The 18,021-nt window shown below is 51.5% G+C and carries 5 protein-coding genes; all 5 read left to right on the top strand.

Features of this window, described 5'->3' with window-relative positions; all coding sequences use genetic code 11:
- Positions 1–3: 3 nt before the first annotated feature.
- The 5 genes from ONB24_00185 to obgE all read left to right on the top strand — a co-directional run bounded on the left by ONB24_00185 (position 4) and on the right by obgE (position 18,015).
- Positions 4–10,197: a hypothetical protein gene (locus ONB24_00185; GenBank protein ID MDZ7314517.1), complete on the top strand. Its 10,194-nt coding sequence runs from the start codon at positions 4–6 to the stop codon at positions 10,195–10,197.
- Between the two features lies 1 nt (position 10,198).
- Entirely contained in the window at positions 10,199–12,226 is a 2,028-nt protein-coding gene (locus tag ONB24_00180; GenBank protein MDZ7314516.1) for a PorV/PorQ family protein, read from the top strand.
- A gap of 17 nt (positions 12,227–12,243) precedes the next feature.
- Complete coding sequence (locus tag ONB24_00175) at positions 12,244–16,245, top strand: SpoIIE family protein phosphatase (protein ID MDZ7314515.1); 4,002 nt, start codon at positions 12,244–12,246, stop codon at positions 16,243–16,245.
- 87 nt (positions 16,246–16,332) lie between these two features.
- Positions 16,333–16,983 carry an STAS domain-containing protein gene (locus ONB24_00170; GenBank protein MDZ7314514.1) on the top strand — a complete coding sequence of 217 codons (651 nt, stop codon included), beginning with the start codon at positions 16,333–16,335 and terminating at the stop codon, positions 16,981–16,983.
- A 69-nt stretch (positions 16,984–17,052) separates the two neighbouring features.
- Positions 17,053–18,015: a GTPase ObgE gene (gene obgE, locus ONB24_00165; GenBank protein ID MDZ7314513.1), complete on the top strand. Its 963-nt coding sequence runs from the start codon at positions 17,053–17,055 to the stop codon at positions 18,013–18,015.
- Positions 18,016–18,021 lie beyond the last annotated feature (6 nt).

The following is an 18,021-nucleotide window of genomic DNA, read 5'->3' as shown; positions in this document are numbered from 1 at the left end:
CTTATGGTGCTGCGCAGATTTGCCATCGGTATATTTTGCGGCTTGATTGCCGCCTCTGCTCTTCAGGCAGGAAATATCTCTTCGACGTTAAGAGTCGAACCACAAAGTCGTGTGGTCGGAGCTAGAACGATACACAAGCTTACCTGGACCACTATTGCGCCGATCAATGCACAGGGCAAAATTGCGGTTATTTATCCGAGCGAATTCATTCTGGATCGAAATCAGCTGGTAATGGCGACGACGGTGGACCCGAACACTATGAACGGCGCCATACGGATCGATACGATTCGCACCGTCAATATTGGCGGCACGACCTACCGCAAGCTTGTCATGACGAGAGTGGGGATAAACAACAATAACGGTCAAGGGGCAGTCGGAGTCAATTTGGCTCTAATCGGAAATGCGCCGAATGTAGGAACTTATCGGGTCCGTGTGGAAACTTTTACGTTCGACGCCGATCCTTTTACTTCCGTTCCCTCGGACAGCGGCTCGACGACCTTAACACTTATCCACCCCATTTCGACCTTTTCATTAAGCTCAAGTGTGACCGAACCGCGCGCGGGCGAGGGCTTTTCACTGAATGTCCTTAATGCAAGGGATTCTGACGGCAATCTGTCGGATGGAATAGTAACTATTTCTTTTGAGATCGGAACGCTTGCAGACCATCGAGCGCCGGACGGCAACACTTTTCCTGTTTTGGTGCCGATTTGGGTCCGGAACGGAACGGGAAGTGCCGTGCAGACCCTTTATAAAGCGGAAACAATAAGATTAAAGGGCACTGCAGAAGGGGGCGGAACAGCCTTCACAACAAATATATTTGTCAAGCCGGGGGCTTTGGGCAGCTTGGACGTTTCCAATCCGCCTGATTCCACGATTGCGGGAACCGACTTTGGCGCCGGTACCACCATTACGGTTACCGCTTACGATCAGTGGCGAAATCGAAAAACGGATTTGGTGGGATCTCTTTACTTTGATAGCAGCGATCCAAAGGCTCTCATTGATTGGAATATTAATACACCATATGTTTTCACTGTGGCGGATGGAGGTACCAAGTCGTTTAGCGGAGAGGGTTTCGAATTTCGAACAGTGGGTCTGCATACGTTTGATGCGGTAATCGGCAATGTACGACGTACGAGCCGGTCGTTTAATGTTCTGCCCGGAAGGATAAAAACTTTTGCTTTTGATGTTGTTACGACGCAAACAGCCGGACAGCCTTTTGAGTTAAGGGTAGTCAATGCTGTTGACGATTTCGGCAATCCCGCGGATGCGGTGATACAACTCAGTTTTCCTTCCGGGGACCACAATGCTCCGAACGGCCATGCACCAACCCTTACACCTATTACTGTCCGCAAAGGCAGAGGCAGTTCTTATCAAACCCTTGTGCGGGCGGAAAGTCTTCAGCTGCTGGGACAGGTGGGCGGCACTCCAAGTATCTCGGCTTTAACGCCTATCATTACTGTTCAACCCGGCGCTCTGGCTTCTTTCAAGTTTTTTGATGTACCTGCCACTATTCCTACGAACACATTTTTCCCCAGCACAGTGACCGTGCGGGCTTATGACGTTTATGATAATGTCAAAACCAACTTTACCGGTACAGTCAGTTTTGGTTCTTCTGATCCCAGTCCTCAAAAGGTGCTGCCGGCGCCGACCTCCTTTTCCGGCAGCAACGGCACAAGAACTTTCCCCGGCACGAATTTCAAACTTATTACCTTGGGCGAGCAATACATTTGGGCGACGTTTGGAACCGTAAGCGATTCAACACGCATCATTCGGGTCACAGGCCCCAACAATATTCGCATTACGCGTATTGTCGCCGACGACTCGACGGTCAGTCAGGGCCAAAACGGCCTCGTTGTAAGAATGGAGCTCGTCAACAACAGCGACGACGCTTTTGAAAACTTTACCGCCTCGTTGAATTTTAGAGCCGGTGTGTTGTCGGTCAATGGTGATTATTCTGCCCCGGCGGTGACCGGTTCCATTCCGGCACGCGGATCGATGTCTTTGACCTTTACAGTGAACGTGGCTGCAAATGCAACCTTGGGAGCCATTACACTGGATGGGCAAATCCTCGGCACTTATAAAGGCGTACCGGCGCAGGCAAATAACGCCGAGATAACCGACCAATGGCTGGTCCAGCGGCCGGCGGCCTTGCAGGCAGCGGCCCTGAACATACAGGCTGACAGCCTTGCGCGCGGCGGCGGGGGCATTCCGGTTACAATTTTCGTCCGTAATAATGAAGGCGTCTTGAATACTGCCGATGCATTGGCCGGAAATGCAACTTTCAGCTTTTTCAACGAACAGCTGGTCGACGTTTCATCGAACTTTATCATTACCCCCGATCCGGCTCAACCCAGACCCGTACGCGTTCTCGGCGGCGCGACGGCGCAATTGCGCTATTTTCTATCTTCTACACCCAATGCGCCGTTGGGCCGCATCACGGTTGCTGCGCGAGTCGATTATCAAGATGCCAATACAAAAGGTTTGCGGACGACCAACGTTTCTCCCAGCGATCAGTTTACCAGCATTGACGCGCCTTCCCTGCAAATCGTCGGCATCATACCGACGCAGCCCGCTGTGACGCAAGGTCAGACAAAGCCGTTCACCATAACGGTCGGCGTAAAAAATTTAAGCACCTCACCCGTAACGTTAAACTTTCAGCCGGACAGAACGAAAATTCAATTCCTAAAAAGCGGTCTGAGCGGCACTCCCGACATTTCGGTAACATCACCGACGCGACTAAGAAGCGGATCACAGGCAATCCCGGCTGGTGAGATCGGTTATTTGGATTATACGGTAACGCGCATCGGCTCCGGTGTACCAAGCGGCAATTACACCCTTTTTGCCCGCGTGGAAAGCAGCGACGGTTACTTTACCAATTCGAATATCTCCGGCTCTTACGGCGCATTGGAGGTACAGACGCCTGACGATGTGGTCATCGCTCGCGTTTATCCCTCGCAAAGTTCGGCTACCGTCAACAGCAACGAGCAAACTTGGAACATCGTTATTGAACTGAGCAATCGAGGCGGTAGTCCGGTGACGATCGACCTTAACGCCGTGCAGGCAGGAATGACCGACCAGGCGGGGCAGCCGGTTTCGAACTTTACGTTCGGTCAGGCGACATTGGCGAACGGCGACGCCGTTTTGAGCGAACGGGAAACGGACATCCTCACCCTGCCGGTTACGAGGACCGGAGGACCGGCCGGAGTTGTGACCATCAATCCGCAAATCCGTTATACGGTCAACAATACAGGGGAAGTAAAGAGCAAAAGCGCAGGCGATGCCAAATCTTCGATTCTTTTGCAAAACCCTTCGGATTTGCGCATTAGTGAAATTAAAAGCCGTCTCCCGCAAATCTCTTCAGGCCGTGAAACGACGTGGGATGTATTTGTTGTAGTTGAAAACCGAGGCGAAGCGGCTGTTGAAGTAAACCCTGCAAGCGTCGATTCCACCTGGCTGCGTTTTTACCTGGGCAGCACGCCTTCAAATGCATTTTCGGTAACAAAGCCGGATGCCCTTTTCGGATCCAAGTCGAAAACCTTGAACGGCGGCGCCAAAGACAGTCTTTTTTTCAAGGTCACGGCCAGAGTCAATTCACCGGCAGTTTATGATGTGCGCGCCGCGGTCAAGGCAATAGAACTCAACCGCAAGCTTCCTCTCTATGCTGAAAATCAACAGCCGGTCCAGCTGGCAGTGGTGTCGGCGGCTGATATTGCGTATCAACCGAATTCGCTCGGCCCTCTGACGGCCATACCAGGCCGAACTGTTGAATTTCAGTTGAGTCTTGTCAATAACGGCCAGGCGGCGGTGACCCTTTTCAGCGACGCAACGACCTTTTCATTCAGCGACGGTGTCAACACCTATTCCGCTAACCTTGATGAAACGCGCGGAGCAGTGATTCCCGGAAATGGGGCGGTGCGCCTCTACTTTCAACAGAGATATTTGACTTCGGCTTTTGCGCTCGGCGCTTATGAACCTGTTTTAGTACTTTCAGGAATCGAAAACGGCGCGGCTTTTCAAAAAACCATCACGCTTGCCGGAACGTCGATTAGAATCAGTCAGCCCGGCAACATCTCTGTCGATCTTGTTGTTCCGAGTGCAAAGACAGTCACAGCGGGCCAGACGGAGCCCTGGCAGATTGACGTCCAAGTCACTAACAACAGCGGCGGAACATTAAAATTAAAATCCGCGGCAATGATTTTCAGTTTCGGCACGCAAAATGTTTCCAATCGCTTCGGCGTCACCTCTCCTGATAAATTTGTCGATAATTCACCGTTCATCGGCAACGGCAGAAGCAAAGTGATCCGCTTTAATGTGAACTCTGTTTCCGAGGACGCACCGTTGGGGGATGTGCTCTTGAGCGCTAAAGCGGTTTTGAGCGACAGTTTGGAAAGCGGCCCCTTGTTCGAGCAGCAGATCAGCAATGCCGCCAAGGTCACCGTTCAATCACCGGCAATTTTGGAAGTATTGGCACTCAAATCCCAACAATCTACTCTAACCCGCGGTCAAACAGAACCTGTGGAGGTGACCGCTCACCTGCGGAACCGAGGCGGCAGTAATCTGTCGCTTGTTCAAGATCCGGCGATGACGTTTCTCACTTTCAGCAAGGGAAATGAGAACTTTACGGTACAGACGCCGAATATCTTTGTCGGCAGCGGTTCCTCAATTCTTGCAGGAAATACTCAAGATTCGGTCAGATTTCGCATTACCAAAGTGTCCGCAGCACAGGAGATGGTAGGCGAAACGACCATCAACGCCAATCTTGCGCTGCGCGAGGACAATACGGGCCGTTATCTTACGAATATTGCGCCGGAACAGTTGCGTATAACCATTCAAGACTCTGCAAAAGTGCGGCTGGACAGCCTTGAGGCAATGATCAACTCCGGCGGGTTTGTAAACAGCGGACAAGAATTCTTTTTGCGCGCCAAAGTAACCCATGTCGGCGGCGAGAATTCGGATTACATAAAGCAGGCGGGGGTGCAGTTCTACAGCGATAACGGTTTGTTCGCTCTGCCGGACGGTTCAACGGCCTCAGTAACCAATTTGGCCCCTGGTACGTCGGTGTGGACACCCCCGATACGCGTTGCTCCGCCAAATATAGAAGGTCAAAAAGGCTTGTTCAGAGCGACCATTATCAGTGCAACAGCCAGAAATACCAACGGCCCGGCTAGAATCGTCCGTCCGAGTGTCGATTCGACCGAAACCGTGTTTACGCAGGCTCCCGCTCAATTTTCGGTCGTTCAGATCCGCGTCGATCAGGATACGGTGACCTCCTCTTCGGTCATTCCTTGGAACATCTTTGTAACCGTGCGCAACACCGGCGCCGGAGTTATTGAACTTTTGGACCCTGCCGCATCGGATATCAAGATCCTAAATGAGAGCGGCGTCGAAGAAACAGATCATCTGATCGAGCCGCAGCCTATTCCGGCCGGTCAGCGACGCATCAGCAACGGCGCTTCGGTCACCTTGACCTATACTGTTCGCGAAACCGGTAAAGGCGCCGGCCGCAAGACAGTTCGCGCCGCAATTCGGGGGTTGGAATTGAACAATCTGGCAGGCGGACCGCGAATAGTAACGGCAGACACGCAAATTTTTGTAACCAGCAGCTCGGTTGTTCGACTTGTTTCTACATTTATCGACACGACTCATAACGTCGACAAGAACGGCGTCGGTCATGTTAATGTCGGACAAGAGTTTGTCGTCCGCGTCCAAGTACGCAACGAAGGCGGGCGGTTCATTGATACCGTGCGCGTCGCATTGACGGCGCCGAATTCAACTGTTTTAACGCCTGAGCGGACGATTACCCGCCTGAATATTGCTGCCACCGGTGATGTCGGATTTCGCATTAAAGCGGCTGAGCTTGAAAATCTCGATGGAGAAATTTTAACGGCGCGCATTCTGAGCGCCAAAGGATTTGACGGTTCTCAGGCAAACATCAAAGAGGCCGTCGATGCAACAGCGGAGATTAAAATTTATCGCCCTGCCGCGCTTCGGATCGTGTCGACAAAAAACATGGCGCCCAATCCCAGCCGCGAGGTCAGTTTCGGGCAAGAGTTTGCCGTTCGGGTGCAGGTGCGTAACGAAGGTTCCGAGAGCGCCGGTCAGGCGTTGGTTTCTCTAACGCCGGACAAACCCAATTTGGCCGGCGTTGCGCAGTCGCCGTTGTACATTCCGACCACGATTGCCGGCGGCGATAGTGCGGAGATTGATTTTCGCATCCAAGCCGGTTCCACACTTGGTGAAGTTATTTTTCACTCGGAGATTTTATCTGCAAAAGGTTTCAATTCAAGACAAAACGTTTCTATTCTCGCCCCCGATGGTGCCGACACGACAAAAGCACTGATCCGACGCGGCGCCGATTTGGAAATTGTTCAAGTTAAAAGTTCTGTAGAAACAATCAATGCCGGCGACCGGTTGTCCCCATGGAATATTTTCGTGGTTGTCCGCAACACCGGTGATGCCGCCTTACAATTCATCGCTGTTTCGGACAGCAATGTGACCTTTACCGTCAACGGCATCGTGGATCGCGACTATAAAGTATTGCCGCCGGACGGCCTGGAGCAGGCGAAGAATTTTGTTTTGGCAGCCGGTGCTACGGACACGTTGGTTTACACGGTGCGGCGCAACGGCGATCTGGCCGGTAAGGCGGTCTATACCGTTTATCTGCGGGCTTTTGATATGAACAGCAACGGCGAACTCAGGCTGTCTGCAGTGAAAAGCGGAAATATTTATGTGGCCAACAATGCCTCGCTGGTCATTCGGCAAACGATAGCCGATGTTAATGCCGAAGATAACAATAATATCGCATTGGTCAATCGCGGCCAACAATTTATCGTCCAAGTTCACATTCAGACCGGTCAATTCGGCGGAGTGCAGGATGTTGTTGTAAAATTGGAATCCAGCGGTAATTCTTTGCGGACGGCCTTGTATGATACGATTCGCAGCATCGGCAGCGACAGTGTGGCCGTGGCCAAGTTCCTAGTCCGCGCCGACGACAGTTGGGATGAGCGATTGGGCGAGCAGCTCGAGGTTTTTCGAGCCAAGATTTTAAGCGCCGTTGCCAAGGGTGATCTTACGGCTGTAACTCCGCGGGAACCTGCGCGCGGCGCTGATGAAGTTCGCGTCCGTATCCAGACCCCTGCTCAGCTTGTTTACCGTCTTCAGATCGGTGATTTGGGAGGAACATGGGTTGAAAAAGGCAAGCCGTTCACCGTAGTTGCCAAACTGCGCAATTTTGGAAAAGCGGGCATAGGAGTCGGCCGTTTGGAAGTGACGCCTCCAAAAGGCTATCTCATCGAACGGGAACCGAGAAATTTTATTGCGGACCCGGTTGAAAAGGCATTTTCTCTGCCCGCCGGCACCGATTCTTTGGACTTGCGTTTTGTTCTGCGCGCTCCCGAGACGATTTCAGGTCCGGATCGGATTGAAAGCCGTTTGACTTTGGTTCCTCCTGATCTTAATACGGGTTTGCAGGCGCTGCTTGGTGATATTAGGTCTTTTGTCGACGTGCGAACGGATACGGTCGGAGCTCTGACGATCCAATCCTTTGTCGTGGAAGGCCCAAAGGGAGCTGTTGACGGCATCCTTTCAACCGAACAGGTGCTGCATCTCATGGCCGTGGTTAAATCGAGCCAGAGCATCGTTGATCGACGGGCCACCCTCAGCCTGCCGCGGCTTCCCGTGACCCCAGGATACGAATTCAAGAGCGATCAAATCCTTCCCATAACCCAGGAAGTTGATACGCTGCGTTGGGAATTGACGGCGCCGCTATATCCGGTCACCGACGCCCACGCCTTTACCCTTTCGGTGACCGGCGGAAACCCCGCAGATACACTCTATTTTGATACACGGCAATTGGTCATTCAAAAAGTTGAGCAGCGAACCACCTTGGCGCTGGAACCGATCGAAATCTATCCGCAGGGAGTTATCCGCCAAGGAATTGCCAATTTCACGCAGGGACAGCAGGCGCGCATTGTGACCCGTGTACGCAACTTTGGCCAGGCCCCTTATGTCGGAAATGGTACTGTTACGCTTGATCTGAGTCGAAGCGGCGGACTGGTTTTGACGGGCGGAGATTCTCCCAGCAAAGCCTTCACCGGCGACGAGGAGATCTCCTGGTCGGTGCAGGCACCGTCGATTGTGGACGAAACGCAGCGGCAGATCATTGTGCGCATCACCATGATTCCGCAGGATGCAAACGCCGGTACGGCGGCGTTGGTCACAACGACGGAGCGGATCCTTCCGTGCATTTATAATCGCGGCGGCAGCATCACCATCGATTCGATCGTGCTGCGCACTATTTTTGGTGATCCTATTTCGATGGTGTCAACCGAGCAGGCATTTCAAGTGGCGGCGCAAATCAGCACGTTCGGTGTAAAGGATGCCGAAATCAAAACGACATTGTACATCACTTCGCCGCAATTCCGTATTCTGGATGCGGTCAAGTTTCTGCCCGGCAGCGGCGAAAAATTGTGGCAGACCTGGACTGTCACCGCGCCGACGGGCATACCTTCGACTCCGGACAGCTGCTATATCAAGGTTGAAGCGATCGATCTGCAATCCGAGCAGCCGATCAGTCGGCAATCCGGCAAAATTGCCTTGCCGCTTACACAACGTTCAATCTTTACCGTCGAGCCGACGATTTCTTTTCCACCCGAATCGTCGACGAAAGACAAAGTGTCCACGGATCAAGTTTTTCATTTAACCGCCGTCATTAAACACAGCGGCGCGGGCTTTAACCAAAGCGACAAGTTCAGAATGAGGTTGTCGGCGCCGCCCGGTTTCCGGTTCTTAGAGGGTGAGACAGAAATCAAAGAAGTGTCGGCGGCTGATTATGCTGCGAAAAATCTCCATCCCACATGGCAGCTTAAGGCACCGTCTCGGGGCAGCGACCTGTTGTCGAGGTTTGCGATCTTGGTGGAAGGATTGCCGCGCGACATCAACAGCGGGCTGCCTTCCAAAACCGACAAGGATGAAGTGATTTTCCCGCTTCGTACCGTGGAAAAGGCGCGCGTCAAGCTTCGTCTTTATGTCCACGATACCCCTGGGAACGATTCGACCAGCGTTCGACCGGGAAGCATTTTTAAAGTAACCTCCTGGTTGGAAAATTTCGGCGAGGCTGAGCTTGTCGGTAATTATCGGTTGCGTCTGCAGGTGCCGGAAATTTTTCAGTTGGTCGACCATGATACTCTCAAGAGTACCAACAAGGACACAGTGAGCTGGCGTATTAGAGCACCGCGTGCGATCACCTCGCGGGCCGATAGTTTTGTCGTCAGCCTGCTTGATCTGCCGTTGGATGAGTTTGCCCGTACGCCGGTGGAACTGATTGACGGCGATTCGAGCGCCGTTGCCAAGGTGTGGGTGGAACCCGGCAAGGTAATGATCAAGCCCTTTACCGTACGCAAACAGACCACTGTGGTCCGTGGCGCCTCTAACGTGCCGATGATGGGATTGGCGCTAAAGAACATGGAAAGCTCCGCAACGGTGCGTTCCTATGTCACCGGCATCACCGTAACGATCCGCGACCGCAGCGGCAAAAAGATCAGCGGCAAGCAGATGATTCGGCGTATTGCGGCGGTCAAGGCGGACCAAGACGATTATCTTTTCGGTCAAGCGGTCGCATTCGAAGACAGCGGCGGCGTCTTTTTGAATTTCCGCTCTTTTGTCATGGACACCTTGATCGGCAGCAGAACCGACTCTATCAAACTGATCGTCGATCTTCGTGAGCAGGCTGAACTCATCGATTTTCACCTGAGCATCGACTCGACTTCTGCGGTAAGGATTGTCGACGAGTTTTCGGTGCCTGTAATGCTGGTCGATTCAACCGGCGCCGCTTATTCGTATTTGGGCTTTGTATCTCAGTCTGCCGTTTTGGTCGACGCCTCTTTGAGCAAGTCATTCTACAACTATCCCAATCCATTCGGCAGGCTTTCCAAACCGAAAACTTCATTTGTGTACTATCTTAAGGAAGCATCGGACATCAAGCTGTCCATCTACACATTGACCGGTGATTTGGTGCGCACCTGGGAGTTCAAGAAGGACGCATTTCCCGATTATACTTCACCCGGGCTGCATCAAGGCGACATTGAATGGGACGGCACTAACGGCATGGGCGTACCGGTATTAAACGGCATTTATTTGGCTTATCTCAAAACCGGCTACGGCGAACAGACTGTCACTAAAATTGCGGTTGTTCGATAATATGAAAACGCAAACAAGAATTTTTGCAAAAACCCGATCTGTAGCGGTGTTAATCGCCGCAGCGGGCCTACTGCTGACGGCTTCTTCCGTGCGCAGCCAATCCGGCGGTGCGGACAACTCTTGGGGCGGTGTAACGGATATTTTCGAATATCAGGTCGGTGCCCGCGCCATGGCCATGGGAGGCGCCTATGTCAGCGTCGCTGAAGACCCCTTTACGCTTTATTGGAATCCGGGCGCTTTAGAGCGGGTGCCGAGTCTCAGCATCGGCGCTTATCACACCAATCTGCCGCTGGGCACACAATACGATTATCTGGCATTCGTTTTTCCGACGCTGGATTACGGTACTTTTTCCGCCGGTCTCCTGCGACTGGCTACGTCCGGCGTAAAGATTGTCGACGACAACGCTTCGATTTTAGGCGAACGAGACTACAGTCGAACGCTCTATTTGATCGGTTATGGCAAGAGCTTATGGCCATGGCTTTCGGTCGGCGGCTCTTTAAAGATCGAAACCGTCAACATGCCGGGATATGTAGTCGCAGGTTCGATCGGAGGTCGCAACACCGAATCAGCCGTCGGTGCCGACCTCGGGGTCTCGGTCGTCTCTCCGCTCGAAACGCCCGTGCTGGGCAACTGGCGAGTCGGCATAAACTACCAGAATGCCGTCAAACGAACCGTGCAGCTTGCGGACATTCGAGAAAGCACGCCCAGCACATTTCGATTCGGATTTTCGCGGCCGTTTTTCTTTTCGAATGGACGCAATCACTTTTTGATTGCTTATGAGGTCGATGGAAGCAGCGCCAAAAATGTTCCCAATTATGTTCATTTCGGCGCCGAGGTCGGTTATCACAACACGTTGATGCTTCGCTTGGGTTGGAACAAGCGCGGCAATTCGAGCGACGGCTACGGTTTGACTTACGGGTTCGGCATCTCGCAGATGGGGTTTCAACTCGATTACTCTTACTGGAACGGCGTGGATTCTTTTTTTGGCAGCAGCCACCGCATTTCCATCAGCGCCAATATCGGTCGAACACGCCAACAAAAGCTGAACGACCGTCAAATTGCCGAACTGCGCCGCATTCAGGAAGAAGCGCAGCGCAAATATGAGCAGGATCGACGCAATGCTCTTTACAGCGGCGTAACCGAGGCGCGTGAATACTATCAAAAAGGCGATTTCTTCCGCGCCTACAGCTCGATTAATAAAGTGTTGTCATTGGATCCAAACGGCGAGGATCCGGATTTCGACGAGGCACGTAAATTGGCCGAGAGAATTAATCTCGCCTTGGATCAACAGCGGCGCAAGGATATCGAATCGCAAATCATCCGCAGCCAGGAGGAAGCGCAGGCTAAAGAACGTCAGCGTGAGGTTCAGGAGCATTACGACAAGGCGCTGGCATTTTTCGAATCCGAGCAGTTTCTTCAGGCCATAGAGGAATGCGATTTGGCGCTTGCCATCGATCCGAATAACGAAACAGTTAAAAAGTTGCGCAACATGGCCGATGCGGATTTACGGCGGCGCATTTACGACCTGATCGAATCGGCCGCCCGGAGCGAAAAAGCCGGGCGAACCTTTGAGGCTCTGCAGCTTTTCAATCAGGCATTGCCGTTGGCGCGCGGCAATGCGGAGGTAGAGACCTTCGTCAAAGGCAAGATTCGCACTTTGGAAGCCCGGTTAAGTTATGAGGACTTGTTGCGGCGTGCCGTCGACTATGAGAACCGCAACCAGTGGAAGGAAGCCGCCGAAGTTTACGCGCAGGCGCTCAAGTCGCAGCCCAACAATGCTGATCTCCAGCGGCGCTACCGCGAAGCCAACGCTCGTGCCAACGCGACACAGATGGAAATGACCCCCGAAGTTAAGGAACTTTATACCCAAGGCTATCGGGCGCTGCGCGACAAGAACTATGATGAAGCCATCAGCTATTATGAAAAGGCTTTGGAGATTCAGCCGCTGAATAAAACGATTCTGCGGGCTCTCGATCACGCCAGAGCTCAGAAACGTCGTGCGGCGGGCGGCCAGAACTCCGGCCAATAAGGAGGTTTTAGGGGAAATTGTTTAAAAAGGTTGCCAGAGAAGAGCTCAAAGTCCCGGCCAGTATAGAGTACTTGGCCGATCTGCGCGATTTTGTAATGCGCATCGGCAAAAAGTACGGGGTGCCAGATCGGGTGGTCAACGCCTTCAAGCTCTCGATCGACGAGGCGGCGACCAACATCATTAAGCACGCCTATCGGGATTGGAGCGGCAACATCACTCTGCGCGCCATTGCCAAAAAGAACACCCTGACGATGGTGCTCATTGATCAGGGAAAATATTTCGATCCCCGTCAAGTCAGTGAACCGGATCTGCAGCGGTATGTCGAAATCGGAAAAAAAGGCGGATTGGGCATTTTCATCATGCGCCGTCTGCTGGACGAGATCGATTACCGCAAAACGGAAGAGGGCAATGAGCTGTGGATGGTCAAACATTTGACCGAAGCGCGCAAAAAGCGCAAAATCGCCATCCCGGCCATTCCGCTTACCCTTAAAATGCGTTACTGGATATACTCACTTGCCGTTTTTACTTTTGTTTTATTGGTGGTCACGGTCGTCAAATACTTTCAAGGTAAACATCGCATTTTTGAAGATTACATTACTCAGGGCAGAAGTGCCTGCTCGTTTTTAGCCGGCCAAATCGGCAGCAATTGGTCGCAGGTTGATCCAGAGATCATCCGTGAATTAATGACGACGGGCAGCTATGATATCGAAATCCGCGCCGGCGCCGACGAGGCCATCCGAACTCTGATCAACACGGAGCATAAAAAGACGATCAAGCGGGTGTTCCTGACCGATAAACGTTCCGTAGTGTTGGCCTGCTCGGATTCGCAATTTACCGTGTGGGAGGAAAAATTCGATTTACCACCGCAAATTGAGCCGATTCGCCGGTACGACGATTCACGAGTTTATCTCATCAACGATAAACAAGGGGCGCCCGTATTGGATATTGTTTGGCCTATTCAGAATGAAGACGGCATGCACCTCGCTGATGCCCACTTGTTCATCGATTATACCCGCATTAACCGGCATATCGCACAATATACGGTGTCGCTGGCCTCTCAGACGCTTATACTTTGGGCCATTGCTTCCGCCGGTCTTTTTTTGCTGATTTACATCGTCATGAATCCCTTCAAACGGCTGCAGGAGTGGGTAAAGCGGCTGGGCGAACCCGGCGCAGCGGAAGAAATGGACATTGATACTTCCTCGGAAATCGGCGCCATCGCGCAGGCCTTCAGCGACATTACCATCCAGCTGAAAAAATCTCAGGCTCACTTGGTGGAGCAGGAGCGACTGCAGCAGGAAATGCACATCGCCAAGCAGATTCAGCAAACGCTGCTGCCCAGCGAATTCCCCGAGTTGGAGGGGTACGAGATTGCTGCCTATTATGCGGCCGCCAAAGAAGTCGGTGGTGATTTCTACGATTTCGTCGAAGTGGATAAGGATACGGTCGGCGTAGCGGTGGCCGACGTTTCCGGCAAGGGAGTACCCGGCGCTTTTGTTATGACCATGATCCGCACAGCGCTCCGCTCCGAAGCGCGCGGCATCAAAGACGCCGCTGAAGTGCTGGCAAAAGTCAACGACTTTGTCGTTAATGACATGAAGAAAGGCATGTTTGTTACCCTGCTTTATGTCATTATCGATTCAAAGCGGCGGCGGATCAATTTTGCCAGCGCCGGTCATAACCCGCTCATTCTGCATCGGCCCAGCAAGAACAAGACCTACTACCTCAATCCCCGCGGCTTTCCTATCGGCATTGCTCTTCCCGATAAGGATTTGTTCCGACGTTCCATTGAATCGGACACCATTTCTCTTGCTGAAGATGACATTATTTTGGTCTACACCGACGGCGTTACCGAAGCCATGAATCCGAAACGGCGCCTTTTCGGCGAGGAACGTTTTCTCAACGTCATTCGAGAATGCGGCGGAAAAACAGCTCAGGAGTTTATCGAAACTTTGAAAAAGGAATTGAAAAGCTTTACCGAAGGTAATGAACAAAATGATGATATTACGGTAGTCGCCATTAAGGAAAAGCTGTCGGCCGATCAGGTGGAATTTCGCCGTGCCGCGCGAGTCTATGATATGGTCAAGAAAGGAGTCGGAATTAAAGAAGCCTGCAAAGAGGCAGGAATTTCTGTTTATGCCTATTATCAAAAGTACAAGGAAAAATTTGAAAAGGAAGGTATTGAAAATTTTGTCTTTGAGGAGTTGGAAGATCAGGTTGAGGCCAAGCATCTCAGCATCGAAGAAAAAAACAAGATTTATGACATCATTCGGCGTAATCCTGACTTTGGCGCCAAACGGATTGCGGAGGAGCTGAACACGGAACGTTACGGCTTTACGCAGATTCCGGCTTCTCGAATTTATGAAGAATTGGTGAGAATGCGGCTCAACACCAAAGAGCTTCGAGCGGCTTTTGTTCAACGCGGCGGAAAACGGCGGCGCATTAAACCTCCGGGCACCCCGCTTCTCACTGTGGACGGCCGCGTCATCCTCAATCGCGATCAGTTCGAAGAGGAGGAAGAGCTTGAGCCGATCGCTGAAAAAGAGCCTCCGAAAAGAGAAGTTGCAACGGCCGCTGAAATAATTCCGGCCGAATCTCTCCGCTTCGGTGAGGAAGAGGTCCCGGCCAAATCCATATTCGATATGGATAAATCGGTTCTTCTCACAGCGCCGCTCGAAGACGTTCTGGATAAACGGGCGGTAAGCTCGGGATCCGAAGAAGCGGTGGAAAAGGCGGAGATTGCCCCTTCTACGAAGGATATCGAGTCAAAAGAACCAAAGCAGCCCTTGCCGCAAGCTGTTGAAGCAGAGGAAGAGATTCCTTTCGAGACACCATTACAAGGTTCAGGGTCGGGCTCTTCCAAAGAGAGCACCGAAGAGGAGCTCTTTTTCGGGGGGGAAAGTGATCTGGAAATGCTTGCTTTCGAATTCGTAGATCAATCAGAAGTCTCTGCGGTCAGTTCTTTTGAGGAATTGACCAAGGAAGAAGAATACTCCGTCGCAACATCAGAAGAACTGTCCAGGAGGCCCAACTCTGAGGACGAGGAATTCGATTGGCCGACTCTCGAAGAATATAAAGCTGAACACGAGCATGAGAAAGAGGCGGAGGCGGCCACGCAGGAGAGCTTGACGAGTGAGGAGAGCGGAGCGAGTCCGCCTGCCGAAAACGTCGCTTCAGATCAAGAGGCTGCCGACGACTTGTTCATGCTTTGGGCAATGGAAGCCGAAAAAAAGCCGACGGCGGATTTACATGATGACCGCACCTATTTTTGGGACGAAGCCGGCGAAGAAGCCGGATCCTTCGAAGAGATTTTTATAGATGAAACAGAAAAGGCAATTTTCGATCTCGAACAAAAGTTTGAGTTTGTCGAATCTTCCGAGCACGATTCCATAACAGTTGTGCAGCAAAAAAAAGATGATTTCGGGGATGAGGTTGATGAGGGAATGATGGGGGTCGAAGAGGTCATTCAGTTAACCGGCATTCCCGACGATTCATCTTCTTCACAGAGTCTTTTGAGTGTTGATGCAACGGAAGAGCCCCTCATTTCGCAAAAAGATGAAGAATTTGATCGATTGTTGGAAGACGCGGCGTTTGTTACCGGCACTGCAAAAAAACTGGAACCGAAAGAACCGGAAAAGCAAAAGAAAACTACCCTCGAAATCGCCTATCAGGCAGCTTTAGCTGCTTATAAAGAGAAACGATATGTGGAAGCGGTGCAGATTTTAGGTACATTGCCGCTGCGGTTTCCTAATGATCGCAAACTACAAATGCTTTACGGAAATGCATCTTATCGTTGCGGTCGATTTGTTGATGCCGTCAATGCTTTCCAATGTATTTTGATAACCAATCCCGATGATGAACAGGCTTGTGAAAACATCGCCGCCTCTTACGCTAATTTAGGGGACCTTAAACGAGCCATTTTTTATTGGGAAAAGCTGCTTCTCCTCACTCCAAAGCGACAGGATATTCGAATTCGATTGGTTAAGGCAAAGGAGATTGAGGCAAGCGTTTCCTCCTAAATATGTATTGACATTTAGAGCTTTGACTGCTTATTTTCTAATATCGGATCAGCAGAAAATAACGGGGTTTCATTGTGGAGAGTAAAGATGGAAGGCATCCAAATAAAAGTCGAAAATAACTATAATATTTCCATCATCAAGGTCGGGGGTTACATCGATACCACAACGTCCTCCGAGTTGGAGCATCATCTTAATGAGCTCATCAAAAACGGCTCTTACAACATCATCATCGACCTGAGCAATGTGGATTATGTGAGCAGCGCCGGATGGGGGATTTTTATCAGCGAAATCAAAGGCATCCGAGAGCACGGCGGTGATTTAAAATTGGTGGGTATGATTCCGGAAGTTTATGAAGTATTCGAGTTGCTGGAATTTCATAACATTCTCAAGGCCTTTGATACCATAAAAGAAGCCGTCGCCGATTTTCAGCGTGCAGGTGTGACGCCGATTACTGCTTCGGAACGGATTTCGCAACCGACGAGCACGACTCAGACAAGCCGCTCTGCCGGGACTACGGTTTCTTCTCCGGCATCGCATCAACATGAAATGACTCTGGAAGAAAAAATCAAAAAGATTATCAAGGAGATGCCCTTTGCCGGTACGATTGCCATTGCCAAGCAACTGAATACTCCGGCTTACGGGAACACCAAAATCGGTTGGTTTACCCTCAAAAAAATTTTGAAGCAGCTGAAACTTGATACAAAAGAGAAGCGAATGGAATTTGCCCGCCGAGCTTGAGCATACCGAAAAAGCTTACCGAAATAGGGGGTATTAAATGCTTGACGGCGTTTCCGCTGATTACCCTGCATGTTTATTGATTACGCAAAAATATATGTAAAAGCCGGAGACGGGGGTTCCGGATGTGTCGCTTTTCGCCGTGAAAAGTATGTGCCCAAAGGCGGGCCCTCAGGCGGCGACGGCGGAAAGGGCGGTGATATTGTCTTTGCCGCCGATCGGCATCTGCATACACTCATGGACTTTCGCTATCACCGTAAATTTCGGGCGGCGCGCGGCATGCATGGAAGCGGCGACAACCGAACCGGTAAAAGCGGCGATGATTTGGTAATTCGGGTTCCGGTCGGGACTGTCGTAAAAGATGCGCTGACGGGAGAGGTTTTGGCCGATTTGATTAAAGACGGCCAAAGAGTCGTCATCGCCAAAGGCGGAAGAGGCGGGCGCGGTAATGCCCGCTTTGTTACCCCTACCCACCAGGCGCCGCGCGAATGGGAACCCGGCGAAAAAGGTGAAGAGAAAGAGATTGTTCTTGAACTCAAGCTGTTGGCGGATGTAGGTCTGGTCGGTCTGCCCAATGCCGGAAAATCTACCTTGCTTGCCAAGATTTCAGCCGCGCGCCCCAAAATCGCCGATTATCCTTTTACTACCTTGACGCCGAATTTGGGTATTGTCTACTTGGGCGAAGGACGAAGTTTTGTCGTAGCCGACATTCCAGGTCTGATCGAAGGGGCTCACCTTGGTAAAGGATTGGGAATCCAATTTCTTCGGCATATCGAGAGGACCAAAGTTCTTGCCATTTTGATCGACGGCACCGGCGATTCGTGGGAACAGGATTACCACATTTTACTGAAGGAATTAGAGTCTTACAGCCCCGCTTTATTGGACAAGCCCCGCCTGGTAGTTCTGACCAAGGCTGATCTCTATGACCCGGCGCAAATAAAAAGCGACTTTGCCGAGATCATTATTTCCGCCGTCAGCGGTTTTCATATCAACGAATTTTTGCAAAAGCTTTGGGATATGCTTCATAAAGATTGATGGGTT

This window comes from candidate division KSB1 bacterium (assembly GCA_034505495.1).
Taxonomy (GTDB): Bacteria; Zhuqueibacterota; Zhuqueibacteria; order Residuimicrobiales; family Krinioviventaceae; genus Fontimicrobium_A.
Note: the sequence above shows the minus strand (reverse complement) of the source record. Positions and strands in the feature narration are given on the sequence as shown.